The organism is Caldicellulosiruptor diazotrophicus, from assembly GCF_017347585.1.
GTDB lineage: Bacteria > Bacillota > Thermoanaerobacteria > Caldicellulosiruptorales > Caldicellulosiruptoraceae > Caldicellulosiruptor > Caldicellulosiruptor diazotrophicus.
The window spans coordinates 2502872-2520297 of the sequence record NZ_AP024480.1; the positions used below are offsets into that span (position 1 = coordinate 2502872).

Annotated in this window: 11 protein-coding genes, 2 pseudogenes and 1 CRISPR repeat array; of the genes and pseudogenes, 3 read left to right on the forward strand and 10 right to left on the reverse strand. The window is 36.4% G+C overall.

Features of this window, described 5'->3' with window-relative positions:
• Nucleotides 1-4 precede the first annotated feature (4 nt).
• The 3 genes from cas5 to CaldiYA01_RS11725 are packed head-to-tail and all read right to left on the reverse strand — an operon-like array spanning nucleotide 5 to nucleotide 3750.
• Nucleotides 5-757, reverse strand: a complete 753-nt coding sequence (gene cas5, locus CaldiYA01_RS11715; protein ID WP_207179958.1) for a CRISPR-associated protein Cas5 — start codon at nucleotides 755-757, stop codon at nucleotides 5-7.
• A 20-nt stretch (nucleotides 758-777) separates the two neighbouring features.
• The gene (gene cas7b, locus CaldiYA01_RS11720) at nucleotides 778-1662 is read right to left on the reverse strand and encodes a type I-B CRISPR-associated protein Cas7/Csh2 (RefSeq protein ID WP_207179960.1); all 885 of its coding nucleotides are present in this window, start codon (nucleotides 1660-1662) and stop codon (nucleotides 778-780) included.
• Between the two features lie 21 nt (nucleotides 1663-1683).
• The gene (locus CaldiYA01_RS11725; protein WP_207179968.1) at nucleotides 1684-3750 is read right to left on the reverse strand and encodes a TIGR02556 family CRISPR-associated protein; all 2067 of its coding nucleotides are present in this window, start codon (nucleotides 3748-3750) and stop codon (nucleotides 1684-1686) included.
• Between the two features lie 431 nt (nucleotides 3751-4181).
• A CRISPR array of direct repeats spans nucleotides 4182-8748; the repeat unit is 30 nt; unit sequence GTTTGTAGCCTTCCCTTTGGGGATTGAAAC.
• Between the two features lie 126 nt (nucleotides 8749-8874).
• Here CaldiYA01_RS11725 and CaldiYA01_RS11730 point away from each other — a divergent pair.
• On the forward strand, nucleotides 8875-9840 hold the full coding sequence (locus CaldiYA01_RS11730) for an Rpn family recombination-promoting nuclease/putative transposase (protein ID WP_207179970.1): 966 nt from the start codon (nucleotides 8875-8877) through the stop codon (nucleotides 9838-9840).
• A 510-nt stretch (nucleotides 9841-10350) separates the two neighbouring features.
• Here the strand turns inward: CaldiYA01_RS11730 and CaldiYA01_RS11735 are convergent.
• From CaldiYA01_RS11735 to CaldiYA01_RS12370, 5 genes and pseudogenes are all read right to left on the reverse strand, one after another.
• Nucleotides 10351-11349: pseudogene (locus CaldiYA01_RS11735) on the reverse strand (CRISPR-associated protein); the annotation flags it as partial.
• Nucleotides 11350-11447: 98 nt separating this feature from the next.
• Nucleotides 11448-12839, reverse strand: coding sequence for an ATP-binding protein (locus CaldiYA01_RS11740; RefSeq protein WP_207179972.1), 1392 nt, complete (start codon nucleotides 12837-12839; stop codon nucleotides 11448-11450).
• Between the two features lie 228 nt (nucleotides 12840-13067).
• The gene (locus tag CaldiYA01_RS11745) at nucleotides 13068-13769 is read right to left on the reverse strand and encodes an FtsK/SpoIIIE domain-containing protein (RefSeq protein WP_238480543.1); all 702 of its coding nucleotides are present in this window, start codon (nucleotides 13767-13769) and stop codon (nucleotides 13068-13070) included.
• A gap of 130 nt (nucleotides 13770-13899) precedes the next feature.
• Complete coding sequence (locus CaldiYA01_RS12425) at nucleotides 13900-14028, reverse strand: hypothetical protein (RefSeq protein WP_269076402.1); 129 nt, start codon at nucleotides 14026-14028, stop codon at nucleotides 13900-13902.
• Nucleotides 14029-14193: 165 nt separating this feature from the next.
• Nucleotides 14194-14544, reverse strand: a pseudogene (locus CaldiYA01_RS12370) (IS256 family transposase); the annotation flags it as partial.
• 148 nt (nucleotides 14545-14692) lie between these two features.
• Here CaldiYA01_RS12370 and CaldiYA01_RS12375 point away from each other — a divergent pair.
• Together CaldiYA01_RS12375 and CaldiYA01_RS11760 are read left to right on the forward strand one after the other, a co-directional pair.
• The gene (locus CaldiYA01_RS12375) at nucleotides 14693-14833 is read left to right on the forward strand and encodes a hypothetical protein (protein ID WP_238480544.1); all 141 of its coding nucleotides are present in this window, start codon (nucleotides 14693-14695) and stop codon (nucleotides 14831-14833) included.
• Nucleotides 14834-15436: 603 nt separating this feature from the next.
• Nucleotides 15437-16414, forward strand: coding sequence for an Rpn family recombination-promoting nuclease/putative transposase (locus CaldiYA01_RS11760; RefSeq protein WP_207179982.1), 978 nt, complete (start codon nucleotides 15437-15439; stop codon nucleotides 16412-16414).
• Between the two features lie 132 nt (nucleotides 16415-16546).
• Here CaldiYA01_RS11760 and CaldiYA01_RS11765 read toward each other — a convergent pair whose 3' ends face one another.
• On the reverse strand, nucleotides 16547-16690 hold the full coding sequence (locus CaldiYA01_RS11765) for a hypothetical protein (protein ID WP_207179984.1): 144 nt from the start codon (nucleotides 16688-16690) through the stop codon (nucleotides 16547-16549).
• A gap of 131 nt (nucleotides 16691-16821) precedes the next feature.
• Nucleotides 16822-17424: a hypothetical protein gene (locus CaldiYA01_RS11770; protein WP_238480545.1), complete on the reverse strand. Its 603-nt coding sequence runs from the start codon at nucleotides 17422-17424 to the stop codon at nucleotides 16822-16824.
• Nucleotides 17425-17426: the final 2 nt, after the last annotated feature.

Here is a 17426-nt window from a genome sequence, read left to right on the forward strand (position 1 = left end):
TTTTTTACATCACACAAATGCATTCTTTTCTGTCACCTGAAAATTCTTTTATATAATACACCTTGTCTTGCGCACTGCTATCCAAATCTACCCAGATAGGATTGAGATTTTCGTCGTGAATATACGTCTTGACCTTTGTGGCAAACCTATCTTTGTCAAAATCGCACGGCATCCTGTCTCTCATAAGAGCAAGAGAAGAAGCAGACTCTAACTCTAAGCTTAGAGATTTTATTAAGCCTGCATCAAGCACAGTTAAAATACCAGCCCTGCTGTCTTCCCACCTGCAAGCTTCAAATTCACCCAAAAACTCAGTTTTTGCAGCAAACGGAGCACTGCCAAAGTATATCGGAAATTCTGACTTGCCACTTTCAAGCCTTGCCCTCAAGAGAGAATATATCTTCTCATCTTTGGGCATAACAAAAACTCTAAAACCTACAAATCCATTGTAGCCAGCCAAGATCTCAAGCGGCACCTGTGTGTGGGTATTTGGATTTTTTAGTTCATTTACAGTTTGAGCTTTTATATAATTTACCGTCTGTACAATCTTATATGTCCTTTCTATCTTTTGTACTGCAACTAAAAGGTTTTCTGCTGAGAGCACCCCATAATAACTATCCCTCTTAAAACCCAAGATAGCTGCAACCATACCTTCAATCACAGTCCTCGGTGGCACAAGATACGAAAGCGATGATGAGTTTGTATAAAATTTTCTAAAGTGAGCGAACTTACCTTTGAGGTCAAACACTAAAAATTTCATTTTCTTCTCACCTTGTTTTTCTAAACTTCTTCAAGCTCAAAAGTACCAAATGCATCTTTAAAGTCCACAACATTGCCACCGCAAACAAGGCAAAGCTCTGGGTGTTTGAAATAGTAAATCTTTGAAATTACATTCTTGTTCTTATGCAAAAACTCAGCCAAATCTGTGATGTCAAGCTGAACATCTTCAATTTTTCGCGGTTTTTCGACAACTTCTATAAGCTTGACATAATCTCTGAGCTCTCCAAGCAAGGTCTTATCATCTACATACTCTACTCTCATGTAAAGCCTCGGATACTGACCTATCTTGCTTCTGGTTGCCTGAAGTGGAATTGCTTCTTTCATTGCTCTATCCAAAAACTTTAGGTCATCTTCTGTAAGTCTTGTCTCTTTTGCTCTTCTTGCGCTCACTATTCCAGAAAAAGCTATGAAAGAGTATTTCACTCTGTAGTCTTTTCCTATAGCACCCTGCTGTTTTTTCTCATCGCTTGCAAAATGGCTTGTGATAGATGCTTCTAAAAGTTCAACCTTGTTGAGTGAATATCCCCAGTTGAACTGTACAGGCCCGATGTAAGTTCTCGTCTCTTTCTTAATAGGTATTGTTGCACCAAAAAGCCTTATGTCAATGAACGTCTCAAGCTCGTCGATGTCTTCTCCTACGCTTTTGATTACTTCTTCTGGCTTTACGCTCTTGCCTTCAATCTTTCGAACATAAATTGGAATACCCTGGTCGTCTGCATAATCACGGATATACCTTTTTAAACGAACATCTGACACAAGGTTTATCTCTTTTTCCCAATCCATCCTTGGTCGATTTTCCTCATCCGGGTCACCGTTTGGATTGCAAAGCTTAGCATCATAGGTAAACAAAATCTCGCTGGTCTTATCAATAATCTTCTTTTCCATCTTTACATCAGCCCTCCTATTTTAATTAGATGTATCCTGAGAGTTTGAAGAAGCATTTAATATAACCTTTTGAGTTTTGTATGCATAACCTGAGAGGATGTAAAAAAGAGTTTCATACTTGTCAAGCTTCCATGAATCTATGTGCTTGTCCAAAAGCCTCTTCATCTCGGCAAAAATCATCTCGGTGTATGGCAAAATCTTTTCCTGCCTCAGCTTGTTGTAAACATCATTGCACAGTCTTATAAGCTTTGGCTTGTCAATCCCATTGTAATTTATCTTGTTCAAAATTGGTTTGTGCCCAGCAGAGTCGTCTTGCCTATCTTTGGTAGCAAGATATTGTTTTGCTCCTATCTCGCCAATCAAAACTCCAAGCAAAAACAGAGCTGTCTTTGGCTCATCATAATTCATTTGTTGAATATAGCTTTTGAGATCGTCGGACAAATTCAGCTGCGCAACATCCATCCCTCTTTTCACCTCCAGACAATCCAAAATTTCTAAAAATCTTATAACAAAAACCATTCTGATAACCATTGAAGCAATGTTGTTTCTTATCAGCTTTGATATGTTATACCCTTCTTTCTTGTAAACAACAACACCTACTGCCTTTATAAAATTTTCTATGAGAACATTTTTTGCTATTTTTCTGCCAGAAAAAATAGCATCGTAGATGTTCAAAAGCCTTTGCGCTTCTTTACTCTCACTTATGTTTTTGAGCCTTATTGGAACGCTGTAATAGATGCTTTCAAGGGAAATCTTAAAAGAAGGGTCATTCCCAATGAGGTCAGTATATTGAGAAAAGACTTTTGATGCTGCATTGTAAATCTTGTCGAAAATTGAAGGATTGATGTCAGGTATAAACCTTATTATCTTTGTACTTGCTTGTGCTTCTCTGTAAAAAATCAGGTTCAGTAAAAAATAGTGGTTTTGGTCGAAATATGAAAGAAAGTTGTATATATCATCTCGCAGTTTTTCCAGGCTGTTATAGTTCCATGCAGTGTTCAACGAATTCGTGATATTTTGGGAAAGTTCTTCTAAATAGTTTTTTGTTAGCTTTGCACTTGTGTAAACAAAAGTTGGCAGAACATATACATCAAAAGAGCCAAGCTGGGTTTTAAGTTTATTTCTTAAAAATATATCTCCTGCCACAAGCTTTAAAAGACATTTTTCGCATACAGTTATGTTCTTGGCATAGTTCTTTTGGTCAAGATAAGATGCAAAAATATTTTTGTCTGTTGTAAAATATTTAAACTTTGTCTTTTTAAATCCTTCGTAAGATAAGTTATCTGTGTCCAAACATATATAACATATATTACCTTCTTTTTGCTTCTTTTTAGTTTTTTCTGTGCCTTTTTTGACCTGGCGTTTGTATGCAATAACAGCGTCAATATACTCTTGATAGCTTGTCAAAGGTTTCCCATCAATGCAAAGTACATATAAGCCTATTTGCTGAGGTTTTAGCTCTGTTAATTTTCTTAATCCATTTGTACATTCCTTTGTAAAAACATCTCTCAATTGCTTAAAAATCTTATCTGTTGATTTTGCATTGTTAATTAGTTCTTTGTAAATCTGTGATAGCGGCTTTTCAGTCAGTCTCTTGTTGTCATTTACCACTATATTGTCAGTATCTAAAAAATAAACGTATTTTTTCTCTATTCTCTGCTGCAAATACCTCTTTTCTTCATCGAAAAGTTCAGAAGACTTGCTTAGATATTCTTTGACTTTGACAAAATACATATCCAATATTTTTTTACATATGTCAGATACTACAGGTATTTCACATTCAACAAGGTTTGGAATGGTTTCTGTTAGAAAATATGCAAAAGATGTCGTAGAAGCAAACCATTGTGACGAATTTGCCCCTTCTGCCGAACCAACATAAACATATTTTTTAGCAGTTTCACTATCAATTTCTTCAGCACAGTCTATATTAATCTTTTTCTCATTTGTAGAAAAGTTAATTTTTGCAACATATCTCTTTTCATCCCCAGATGGAACCTCAATATCTTCTGTAAGAACAGATAAATAGGCATCATTTCCAGATGCATCACCAATTAGAACATCACCAATCTCAACCATTTCCTCTATCAATAGCCTCTCACCTCGCTTTTATGTTAATTATACCAATTTTATTTTCAAGATACAACCAAATTTTGAACTTGCAATCCTCGTTACTTAGTACACTTTTTAATTTTACATATCATCATTATAATTTTTAAGGTCAAATTTTATGCGAAGTTAATTAGATATATATGTCATTTTTTTCATTTTATATTATTTTTGTTTGTGCAAAAATTGACATTTTTAATTATGTACTTTGTGATTTGCGACGTATTATGACTTTGCATTTACCAATTGCTGTCGACCTGTAATCCCCCCAAAAACCCCCGGGGATCGACAGCAAAAGGTAATTTCTGGTATGTGTTGACTTTCAAGAGCTTGTGGAGTATAATAGAAATAACCTACAGCAGCTTGAAAACTTAACCATTTGTTCCTTGTAAGATTTCTCAAGCCATCTACGGGTTTGTAGCCTTCCCTTTGGGGATTGAAACCAAAACACGCAAGCAGAAAAAAGCTCCAGCAGACGGTTTGTAGCCTTCCCTTTGGGGATTGAAACCCGTATTTGCAAACCGGCCGGTAAGAAACCAAAACCGTTTGTAGCCTTCCCTTTGGGGATTGAAACCAAAGTGGGGGCTATCTGATACGTGCAAAAAGCCCGGTTTGTAGCCTTCCCTTTGGGGATTGAAACGGAAATTTTTTTCATCTCTAACTTCTATCTTATTCAGTTTGTAGCCTTCCCTTTGGGGATTGAAACTGGGATTTAACGGAGCGGAGCTATAACTCCGCTCCGTGTTTGTAGCCTTCCCTTTGGGGATTGAAACAATATATAGCCTGCCCTGCAAAAACATCGCCACCCGGTTTGTAGCCTTCCCTTTGGGGATTGAAACTAACCGTGGCGGATAGCATCCACCACGGTTCGAATGGTTTGTAGCCTTCCCTTTGGGGATTGAAACTTCAAACATTCATACAGCTTGTCAGCGCTGCATGGAGTTTGTAGCCTTCCCTTTGGGGATTGAAACATAGACTCTGCTTCTGGAGAAGCAGAGTTTGTCGGTTTGTAGCCTTCCCTTTGGGGATTGAAACTTCTTTATAGAACTATTATAGCATAATTGGCAACAGTTTGTAGCCTTCCCTTTGGGGATTGAAACTTTCGGCTCTTTGTCAAGAGTTGGGGTGGGTATTCGTTTGTAGCCTTCCCTTTGGGGATTGAAACATTTCTAACTTCTATCCATTTCGTCTTATTCATTTGTTTGTAGCCTTCCCTTTGGGGATTGAAACTCTTCATAAATAGTAGGGCCTGGTAGACATCCTACGTTTGTAGCCTTCCCTTTGGGGATTGAAACTTTTATTATTTAAAATTTTGGCAACACAATCAAAAGTTTGTAGCCTTCCCTTTGGGGATTGAAACTCCTTCTATAACTTTTCTTACTTTTTCTTCTTTTTGTTTGTAGCCTTCCCTTTGGGGATTGAAACCATTGTCAATAATAATGCTTTCATCTTTGTAACATAAAACGTTTGTAGCCTTCCCTTTGGGGATTGAAACTACCTCCCTTATAAAATTTTTAGCTTCTTGGACAAATTGTTTGTAGCCTTCCCTTTGGGGATTGAAACGAAGACAATACCATACCAAAGTAAATGAATATAAAGGTTTGTAGCCTTCCCTTTGGGGATTGAAACTGAAATTATCTGTTATTGGCTTACCACAAACAGGACAGTTTGTAGCCTTCCCTTTGGGGATTGAAACATAACTTAAAGAGAGATGTTTATAATAGAATGATTGCGTTTGTAGCCTTCCCTTTGGGGATTGAAACACTGGTGGAGTTGATATTGTAGGAGCTCTTACAAGGTTTGTAGCCTTCCCTTTGGGGATTGAAACTGTAAATGGGAATAAAATAGGAGAATATGCTGGGAGTTTGTAGCCTTCCCTTTGGGGATTGAAACATTGCATTGTGTCGTAATATCTAAAGTAGCGTTTGGTTTGTAGCCTTCCCTTTGGGGATTGAAACGCTGTTACAACATGTTTTAAATGCTCATAAATGTTTGTTTGTAGCCTTCCCTTTGGGGATTGAAACGCATATTTTCTGTTCTTCATATTAGGTGCAAGTTGTTTGTAGCCTTCCCTTTGGGGATTGAAACAAAAAAATAAAAATACATCCCCCTTATTATGCACTATCGTTTGTAGCCTTCCCTTTGGGGATTGAAACTCGGTAAAACCATTCAGTTGGTCTGCCTTTTTGTTGCGTTTGTAGCCTTCCCTTTGGGGATTGAAACTTTTTTTGGCTTTTCTTATTTCTCTAAGCTTGTTCAGTTTGTAGCCTTCCCTTTGGGGATTGAAACAAGGTCTAACGAATCCATACCTATCAAACTCTTTCGGTTTGTAGCCTTCCCTTTGGGGATTGAAACTTCAAACATTCATACAGCTTGTCAGCGCTGCATGGAGTTTGTAGCCTTCCCTTTGGGGATTGAAACAAGAATCACTTCGAAGTCTACAACAGCTACTGAGCGTTTGTAGCCTACCCTTTGGGGATTGAAACAACCCCAAAGGGTAGGCTACGCAGGGGCTAAAAGGTTTGTAGCCTTCCCTTTGGGGATTGAAACACAATTTGGATACTAACAATTCGGTCGCTGATGTTGGTTTGTAGCCTTCCCTTTGGGGATTGAAACGTTAATGAAATTAAGGAGAGGCTTATATATGAATTAGTTTGTAGCCTTCCCTTTGGGGATTGAAACTTTTTTTAATTAAATTTCTCTCTAACATTTTTTACCGTTTGTAGCCTTCCCTTTGGGGATTGAAACTGCTAATCGATATAATGTTGATTTTGAAGAATTATTGGTTTGTAGCCTTCCCTTTGGGGATTGAAACTCAAATACATGAATTTTGCCTTTTTTAACTTGTTCAGTTTGTAGCCTTCCCTTTGGGGATTGAAACTAAATTTGCAAGCACAATTCTGTAAATGCATAAATAGTTTGTAGCCTTCCCTTTGGGGATTGAAACTAGTCCTTCTCACAACATTGAGAAGGACTGCTTTCGGTTTGTAGCCTTCCCTTTGGGGATTGAAACAGATTAGCCAGGGCAATAAAAACACAATTGTTGATAGTTTGTAGCCTTCCCTTTGGGGATTGAAACTCAAAGATGGTCAAGTTATTGAAACTTGGGAATTAGTTTGTAGCCTTCCCTTTGGGGATTGAAACCTGTGCGCTGCGATCCAGGTAGGCACCTGAACCGACGGTTTGTAGCCTTCCCTTTGGGGATTGAAACAATATTTTATGCCGTCTTTTCAATTTTGGCGATACGTTTGTAGCCTTCCCTTTGGGGATTGAAACCCAAACCTCGATCCACAACTGTGGTTCGAGAAAATAAGTTTGTAGCCTTCCCTTTGGGGATTGAAACAAACTAACAATCCATCCACTATAAAATCAACCATAGTTTGTAGCCTTCCCTTTGGGGATTGAAACATATTGTTCCAGTCTTCTTTGAACATCATAACACTCCGTTTGTAGCCTTCCCTTTGGGGATTGAAACATAAATTCAAAATAAAATGTATTGTTTCTTATAAGTTTGTAGCCTTCCCTTTGGGGATTGAAACATTTTTTTAAAAAAATACTTGACAAAATAAAAAAGTTTGTAGCCTTCCCTTTGGGGATTGAAACCTATATAGCAAAGACAAGCCGTACAGACCAATTGCCAGTTTGTAGCCTTCCCTTTGGGGATTGAAACACAATCCTCTCATTGCATTTCCACTGTAAGTAAAGAGTTTGTAGCCTTCCCTTTGGGGATTGAAACCCAAGCACGGTTAACGCTGCAAACTTCATAGTCATAGTTTGTAGCCTTCCCTTTGGGGATTGAAACGGCCACAAGAAATACATCTGCATATTGGAACGTTAGGTTTGTAGCCTTCCCTTTGGGGATTGAAACCAATAACAACAGCTAATGAATTTGAAGGAACATCAGGTTTGTAGCCTTCCCTTTGGGGATTGAAACTCAAACACCTAAGATTAATTGGGCAGCGGGCAATGTTTGTAGCCTTCCCTTTGGGGATTGAAACTCAAACACCTAAGATTAATTGGGCAGCGGGCAATGTTTGTAGCCTTCCCTTTGGGGATTGAAACGGAACTTATAGATGGTTGCACAATGACAAAGATTTGTTTGTAGCCTTCCCTTTGGGGATTGAAACACTTCTATCCACTTCATCTTTTAAACCTCCTTTTTGTTTGTAGCCTTCCCTTTGGGGATTGAAACTGTTTTATATTGCTACAAGAAAAACAAACATAATTAGTTTGTAGCCTTCCCTTTGGGGATTGAAACGAAGCAAAATTTTTATTGCTTTTTCTATCATTTCGGTTTGTAGCCTTCCCTTTGGGGATTGAAACTATTTTTCCATGAATCTACAATTTAGTATCAATTGGGTTTGTAGCCTTCCCTTTGGGGATTGAAACTAATCCTTAACATCTATAAGCCTACCAGTAACAATACGTTTGTAGCCTTCCCTTTGGGGATTGAAACTATGAAAAGGGAGGTTTTGTTGTTTAAACTGTAAGTTTGTAGCCTTCCCTTTGGGGATTGAAACCAAGAGAGGCTTTGGTTACAGGTACTAATGTTCAGTTTGTAGCCTTCCCTTTGGGGATTGAAACTGAAATCAAACAGGCTGCTTTAGAGGTTGATAAAGGTTTGTAGCCTTCCCTTTGGGGATTGAAACTTAAAACAACAATATAACCAGAACAATAAAAAATTGGTTTGTAGCCTTCCCTTTGGGGATTGAAACTTTCTTCAAGCTTAGGCTTTGCGTATTCGGCAGCCTGTTTGTAGCCTTCCCTTTGGGGATTGAAATCCGGTACTATCAATTAGAATAATAGCACCGGTAGCGTTTGTAGCCTTCCCTTTGGGGATTGAAAATTTGCTCATCACCCATATTTGCATTTGCTTTGATAGTTTGTAGCCTCCCCTTTGGGAATTGAAACTTGATATCAACAAGTGCTTGAATTCTGTTGAAACCATTGGTTTGTAGCCTGCCCTTTGAAGATTAAAAAAATGAAACTGTGAGACCGCTTTTGTGGTATAATTAAATTGGACAAAAAATAAAACAAACTCAACATCTTTGGCTACAGAGTGTAGAATTTTATTCTGAAAAATTCATAAGTCGGAGTGAAAGTGCCTTGAGCTCTGAAATTCCACCAATGGAGCATGATACCACTTTTAAGTTCTTGCTCAAAGACAAAAAAGAGCTACTTGTGCTTATAAAAGAGATTCTCAGATACAGCTGGGCAGATGAAATAGATGAGGAGTCTATAGAATTTGATGACAGCGAATTTGTAACACAGCACCTATCCCAGCTCAGAGCCGATATTGTTGCAAAAGCAAAGCTAAAAGGAAGAGAAGTATATTTTTATATCCTGATAGAGAACCAGTCGACAGTGAAAAGGGATATGGCACAGAAGATACTAAAGTACATGGTAAGCCTGTGGTGGAATGAACTTAGCAAAGGGGCAGAGAATCTTCCGCCTGTCATATCCATAGTTGTGTACAACGGAACAAAGGAAAGATGGAATCTTTCTACTGATTTAATGGAAGCATTTGAGACTTTCAAGGATGATGTATTCAGTTACAGAGTAGTAGATGTGTCTGAAGTAGATGTCAAAAAGATTCTTCAAGAGGAGAAGGACTTGCTAACGCCGATAATATTTTATTTAGAGCAGGTAAGAGAAGAAAGGGATGAGCTTATAAGAAGGCTTTTAGAGGTTGAGAAGAATTTAGAGAAACTGAGCAATGAGAACATAGACAGATTTTTAAGGTGGGCATATTACATAATACGACCGAGGTTGCTGGAAGAGCAAAAAGAGGAGTATGAACGGTTAGTAGAAAGGGTTAAACAAGGGGGTGGTAAGAATATGGGTGAATTTGTATCAAATGTAGCAAGACTTCTTGATGAAGCAAGAGCAAAAGATTTCAGCCTTGGTCTGCAACAAGGTTTGCAGCAGGGCTTGCAACAAGGTATTCGTGAAAGTCAAATTAGAATAGCTAAGAAGATGATACAAAAGGGTATGAGAGATGAAGAGATAGCAGAGCTGACCGAACTTGATATTGAGGAGATAAAGAGATTGAGGAAAGAGCTTTTGAATTGACAGCAAGAGAATTGCACCACAAGTGGCTTTAGAGTTAAAAAGCTGCTTGTGGTTTTTGTTTTTTTAAAGCAAGAGTAATACAGATTATGGTTTTTGAATATTATTCAAAAGATGACTTATATTATTTCTTTTTGACCAAAAGTCATTTCTGTCGACCTCCGGTGGATATTTTTTAAGGTTTATTTTGTACTCGGTTTCAGTGCTTATGCTACAGACTTTGACATAATTGCTGGCAGCAGCTGGATAGACGGAAGGATAGATGAGGCTTAAGAGCTTGATTTTTCTGAACTGAGCAGGATTTTGATATGATGTACTGATAAAAAAACATTGACACCCCTGCATAAAGTTGATACAATAAAGTCAAGCATTTGAACGTGTTTGTAGCCTCCCCTTTGGGGATTGATAAGGTTGAAAGGATTTGTACCTTTTCATTTGGTATTGAATAAAAATGCCACAGGCATAATTTGTTTTGCATTGCCTGTGGCTTTAAAGTTTTTAAGTTTAATTTTTTCACTCTTCCTCAATATCTATTTCAACTAATTTATTTTTATCCATATCTATTATCTTTTTTCCTTTTGCAATTTTCCCGCAGTCATCTTCATACTCATCATGTTTAAGCCAGATTTTGTATATAGATAAGACGCTGTTGATACTGTCAAAATCATATGCGCATCTGAATACAAATTTACTGCCATTTGATACCCCTTTGTAAATATATGGTTTATTTATTCCCCAAGTTTCATTGTGTTGCAGTTCTCCTTTTAAACCCTGATACTCCCTGTAATTTTTGAAATACAATTTTACCTTCTTTATAAGTTCCATCAACTGATTATGAATAAAATTCTTATACTGCTCATTTTTGTTTATTAATTCTTTTACCTCTGTACTTACCTTTATTGTTGTATTGATGTAATCTTCAAAAATAAACTGTGCAAAAGCATTTGGGCTTACAATCTCTTGCCCATCAACTACTATCTTTTCGAAAAAATAAGGCATTGTGTCTACAACTTCTTTTTCAGCTTCACTAAGTTCTTGATAACTCAGCTGCCCAGCTTTCAGCAAGTTTGCTATAAAATTTTTGTTTTTTGCAATTAAATCAAAATTTATTTCAATAGGAATTGGGGGCACAACAAGCAACTCTTGATCTTTTTCGTACATATACCCAGATGGATAACCAAAAAGAGCACCTGCAACATATCCCAGATAAGTCATGTATTTGTAGCCACCAATTGGCGCAAAAAAAGTTGTTTCTTTTGAACCCTTTAATAGTTCTTTTCCAACAACTTGCATAAAATTCCCTAAGGACCTTTGCAATTTCACTTCATTTGAGACATCCACATCTTCTACCTCTGCCATAAAAACTGTTGAACCTTCAAAAATAAGTTCTATTACTTTTTTATTAATTAGCCCAGCCATAATGCCATCTGGAGTATCAGAATGTATAATCGAAACACTAAAATTTTCACCCAATAATCCTTTTTCTTTTAGACTATTTAGCATTGAAAATTCAGCACTTACTTGATTGGGTTTTTCTTTGACCGATCTTTATCTTAGTGTTTTGATAATCCTTTTTGCCCATACAGACGTTCTTGCTACCTGAGCTATTTCTATGGAAACTTTATCAGTATCAAATTCTTTGTCTCTTTCGCAAACTCCAAAAGCCTTTCTGAAAATCCTGTTTTGCTAAAGAGAATATAAAGTTCTTTTTGCTCAGGAAATATTTTGATACTTTCTGCTTTTTTCTTAAGGTTAAAAAATACATCAATATCAACTACATTTTGTGAATATTTGCATTCACCAAAAACAACATGACCTGTATTTTTACCAATTCCTACTATATCAATCTCCGACTTTGAATCCCACCACTTGCCTACTCTGTCTAACTGAACATCAATCTCTTTTGTTTTTACTAAATCCATTAAAATTTGCCTGCAAATTTCTTCATAAACAAAACTTATGTGATTTGTCACAATTCTTGACTTGATATTTTCAAGCACATATTTAGTATTGTCAAGTTCCAATTGTTCTCTGTAGGGATATACAAACTTAAACCAGAAATCTATGAAATTATCGTTTATAAAATATAACCCTCTTTTGCTCTTTTCTGGATACTCCTCTGTTATTGGAACTTCTCTTCTTACAATATCAAGGTCCATTAAAGTATTCAAGTATTTTGTAAGTTTTGTTTGTGCTACAGAAAGGTTCTGGGCAATTTGACTGAGTTTATGGTTTCCAAGCGCAATGCTTTTAATTATCGAAAAATAGCTTCCTACCTCATGAACTTCCTTTTCAAGCAAAAATATAGGCTCTTCATACAAGAAGCTCTGTCTGTTTAGAATATTTTCTTCAATTGCCTTGTAAATATCGCCTTCAAACTTGAACATCTCTAAATATTTTGGAACACCGCCAATGATGGAATATATCCATATAAATTGGTGGTCTGACACTTCAGGAAAAAATTCTTTTGCTTCTTTGAAAGAAAACTGCTTCAGCTTTATTTGTCCTGTTCTTCTACCGTACAAAGGACTTGAATAAGAAAGAGCATGTTCTTGCATCATGCCAACCAAAGAACCACTTAAAATAAGCATGAAATTTTGGTTTTTTAGTTTTTCATCCCAGATTCTTTGAACAACCGAAGCAAAAGCTGGATTTGTTTTGCACAAGTTTTGAAATTCATCAAATACTATCACTACTTTTTTATCAATTTTTGAATTTACTATAACATCAAAAATATCATCCCAACCTACACCAGATAATCTTTCAATCAAAGGATTTTTTAAAAAATTGCTTACAGCTTTTTTAAAATACTCTATGTTTTGATTCTCCGCCTCTTCAGAAGCCAAAAAATAAATAGCAGGCTTGTGTTGAATACATTTTTTAATAAGTGCAGTCTTGCCAATTCTCCTTCTTCCATAAATGATAACAAGCGATGAATTTTTCTCTTGATACTGTTTCTCTAAAAACTCAAGTTCTTTGCTGCGGTTTATAAATTTTTTCATAAAAAATCACCTCATGTTTATTATACTCTATTTTATTATACTTTAAAGTATATTTTGTAAGCCTGCATATGGATTATCTTAGATGTCATGACATTCTTGCTTTTTAAAATAATTTTATTTCTCATTATTGGAAAAATATTTTTTGAGATGTTTGTTTTTAAATGCTGATAGTTTTTGAGCCTGTTTAGAATTGAATAAAATTTATTTTTCTCGCTTTGATTAGTTATATTAAAGAGTTCTCAGAAATTCAAGCACAGCGTCGTTTGCATTTTGTACATAAATAGGCAACGGTACAGCTTCTAAACCAATTGCATCATAGCTTACAAGTAGCCAGCATCCTTTTTTGAACTTGAATGTCTGCTTGAACATATCTTCACTAATACCAAAAGCATCTGTTATTCTCTCCTGGTCAGACTTTCTCGGAAGCTTGCTGACAAAATATGTATGCGGCTGTGCCATAATATTGGTGTTAAGGTAAGTAATCCTCTGGGTTGCAATACCTATCCCCAAGCCAAATTTTCTTCCTCGCCTTGCTAAGTGCATTACAACCTCGCTTGAACGCTCGTATGAATCCTTTGCATCCTGCGGAATGATCTCATCAGCCTCGTCAAATATAAAACTTACAACAGGGTCAATCTTGCCGCTTCTGCGCCTGTCTTCAAAAATTGACATGCCAATCTGATATGCAAGATTTCGCAGCTCATCAGGATCATGCGATTTAAATATCACAAGCGTTTTTTCGTCTGGTCTGTTGAGAATATCAATAAGTTTTTTCTGGTCAATAACATTTTTATTTGAAAATCCAAACTCTTTAAGTTTTTCATACCTCTTTTTCAGCTCATTTACAAAAAGTTCTAAATTAGAACGAGCAATTAAACCAAGGTTATCGTAAAAAAAATACTTTTTTCTATATACAGCATGAGATTGCAATAAACTGCAGCATTTAAAGTATTTGTCTTTTTCAGAAGCTGTTCGTAAAGCTTTTTTACCGCAGCTTTGCTCTTCTCCAAATTACCTTTTAAAAGCATTCTCTCATGCATTCTAACAAAATCAGCAACAGTTATGTTGCAGTTCGCCAAATCTTTATTTTTTTGCTGTTTAGAATCTTATAAATATTATTGGCTGCCTCTGTCAAAAATCCCGGATACCCAGAAAAATCATTGTCAAGTTTATAATAAAGCGGCAGCACAATTGAACATTCATTTCACTCCTTATCATCAAACTTGAGGCTATCTCGAAATTTCATAAAAGTCATATTGAGTGGATCTTTTCTGTAAAAGTGCTGACTGCTCTGAATTATACCCTTAGCAAATTTTAAGAGGGTTTTAGCACCTCTGTCTGCCTTGTGAAGCGGTTCTGGATAACTATTGACAACTAAAGACATAAGAAGGTCGGTGTATGAACTATCAACTCTTTTGTAGCGGAAAGAAGAGGATAGAAGGTCGGAAATTCTTAGGGATTGTGCGAGGGACAAAGATTTCAAGACACAAGTCAGGTGTTGCAAGTTTTACTTCAATAAAAGCCATTGCCTTTGTCTTTTTCGTTTTTAGCAAGGCTACTTTTCTTTCCGATAACATAAAGCAATCGAGCAAATTTTACTTTTAGCTGTTTTAGAGCTGGGCAAATAGAGCCATCACAGGAAGCAATACATAATTTGTTCGATAGCCATATTTTTAGCGGTCTCAAAAATTTCATTTTTCACCATAATCGTAAACCCCCCTTGGTGATTATTTCAATACTAATTATACAGTGGACACAATTTTATTTTAACTCCCTCAAACACAGCAAGACTTCTTAATAAAACAAGAGCAAAAGATTTCAGCCTTGGTCTGCAACAAGGTTTGCAGCAGGGCTTGCAACAAGGTATTCGTGAAAGTCAAATTAGAATAGCTAAGAAGATGATACAAAAGGGTATAAGAGATGAAGAGATAGCAGAGCTGACCGAACTTGATATTGAGGAGATAAAGAGATTGAGGAAAAAGCTTTTGAATTGACAGCAAGAGAATTGCACCACAAGTGGCTTTAGAGTTAAAAAGCTGCTTGTGGTTTTTGTTTTTTTAAAGCAAGAGTAATACAGATTATGGTTTTTGAATATTATTCAAAAGATGACTTATATTATTTCATTTTGACCAAAAGTCATATCTGCCGACCTCCGGTGGCAAAATTTTAAGGTTTGATTTGTATACGGTTTCAGATTTGCTGCACATGGATTTGAACAACCTTCTGGCAGCAGCTGGATAGACGGAAAGGTTCAATAAGCTTTTATCGCTTGATTTTTCTGGGCTGATTTGAGTTTTACACAGATGTTTCGATATAAAAACATTGACAGGGGTGTATAATATTGATATAATAAAATCAAGCTTTTTAACGTGTTTGTAGCCTCCCCTTTGGGGATTGATAAGGAAGAGAAGGTTTGTAGCCTTCCTGTTGGAAATTGAGAGGAAAGAGTGGGTAGACTTTTCTTTGTGGATTGAAAAAAGAAAGTGGTAGTCACTTTCTTGGAATCTGAAATAAGCAATGTATCTTTTGCTTTCATAGTGTGGTATAATAAAAGTGTACAGAAAACCATACAACCTAAGAAAAAAGGAGAAAAAACTGTGTGCGAGAAATTGCCACCAAAAGAGCACGATACAACGTTCAAGTTTTTGTTTTCAGACAAAGAAGAAATACTTTTGCTGGTAAAAGACATACTATACTATACATGGGCAGACATCATAGAAGAAGACTCTATCGAGCTTGTCAAGACAAACTATGTTACCCAGCAGTTTTCGCAGGTTGAGGCTGATATTGTAGCAAAAGCAAAACTAAAGGACAGGGAAGTATATTTTTATATTCTGATTGAGAACCAGTCAACTGTAAAAAAAGAGATGCAGCAAAAGATTTTAAAGTACATGATAAGTTTATGGGCGGAGGAGATAAGAAAAGGGGTCCAAATCCTGCCAGCAATTATACCGATAGTTGTATACAATGGAATAGGTGAAAGATGGAGTATATCAACCGACCTTATGGAAGCATTTGACATATTTAAGGATGATGTGTTTAGATACAGAGTAGTTGACATAATAGAGCTTAATGTAGAGGAGCTTTTGGAAAGAGAAAAGGATGTACTGCTACCTATAGTGTTTTATCTTGAGCAGGTAAGAGAAGACAGGGGTGAGCTGATAAGAAGGCTTTTAGAGGTTGAGAAGAACTTAAAGAAGCTGAGCAAAAAGAATGTAGATAGATTTTTGGAATGGTCGTATCGCATTATAAGGCTAAGGCTTTCTGAAGATCAAAAGCCAGAGTACGATAGAGTTGCAAGAAGGTTGAAAGAAGGAGGAGTGAATGCCATGGGTGAGTTTATATCAAATGTTGCAAGACTTCTAGATGAGGCAAAGACAAAAGATTTCATGGCAGGTAAACTTGAAGGTAAACTTGAAGGTAAACTTGAAGGTAAACTCGAAGGTAAACTAGAAGCCTCAATAGAGTTTGCAAAAAGATTAATAAAAAAGGGGTTTAGTGATGAAGAGATTGCAGAACTTACAGAGCTTCAGATTGAAAAAGTTAAAGAATTGAGAAAATCCATGGTAAATTGAGAATGTTTGAACATAAAATAATTAATGGGGCTGTCCAAAAAGATAATAAGAAAAAAGGCTTGAAAAAGCCATTTTGTGGCTTTCAAGCCCTTTTAGAGTGTTGTCAGAAGCTATTATTTCTTTGCAAATACTTTAATTCTTAGCAAGCGCCTTTTTAAAGCCCTGCCAAAACCCTTTTATAACAAACCCCAGAACAACAACAATTGCAAAAACTTTTAACCCTTCTGCAAGCCCATTGAGCATTATTGATGCGCCAAGAAGAGAACTTAGCGACATCGCTTCTCACCTCGCAGCACTTTCCTACTACTTATAATTTACCCTCTATGAAAAGCTTACAAAAGTCAATTTTTCTGCGAAGAAAATTGGTTTGCAGCCTGCACAAGTTGAATAGCAGAGTTTTACAAAATCTACTTTACACAAAACAACTGACAAAACATATCAAGAAGCTCTGTTGAGGCAAATACTTCGTATCTACCAAAATACTCAATTCTTGAAGGAACCACATGCTGTTTTTTCAAGCCATCTTTTATGACAAAGAAAAATCTCTGGTCTTCTGGGTATGTTCCAAACCTTTGGTAGTAGATGCTCAAAAGCTGCCTTCTTAGCATCTCTGAAAAAATCTCTGGCTGTCTGTCATATTCTAAGCAAGCCCCGTCTTTTTGAACAAACACACCGCTGAGCAAATTTCCACTTGTCTTTGGCTGCTGTGTCATGCATGAAATTCTCTTCAAGTAAATGCCATCAAACAAGCTATTTAAACTTTCATAAATCTTTAATACGTTTTGTGTAACAAGCTCTAAAAAAGGTGTTGCAAGGTATATTCTAAAATCTTCGAACACCCATATGCCATCTTCAACCTCTTTTTTGTTTTTTGTTCTAATGGGTGAGATGGTAAACTGCTCTGTAGCAAGAAGACTTTTCAAAGCTTCATATACCTTAGAGTAATAAGAGGATGGCAAAAATACGCCATCCTCCCTTGCCCAGAAATGAAATGTAAAGTATTTTGCCACTT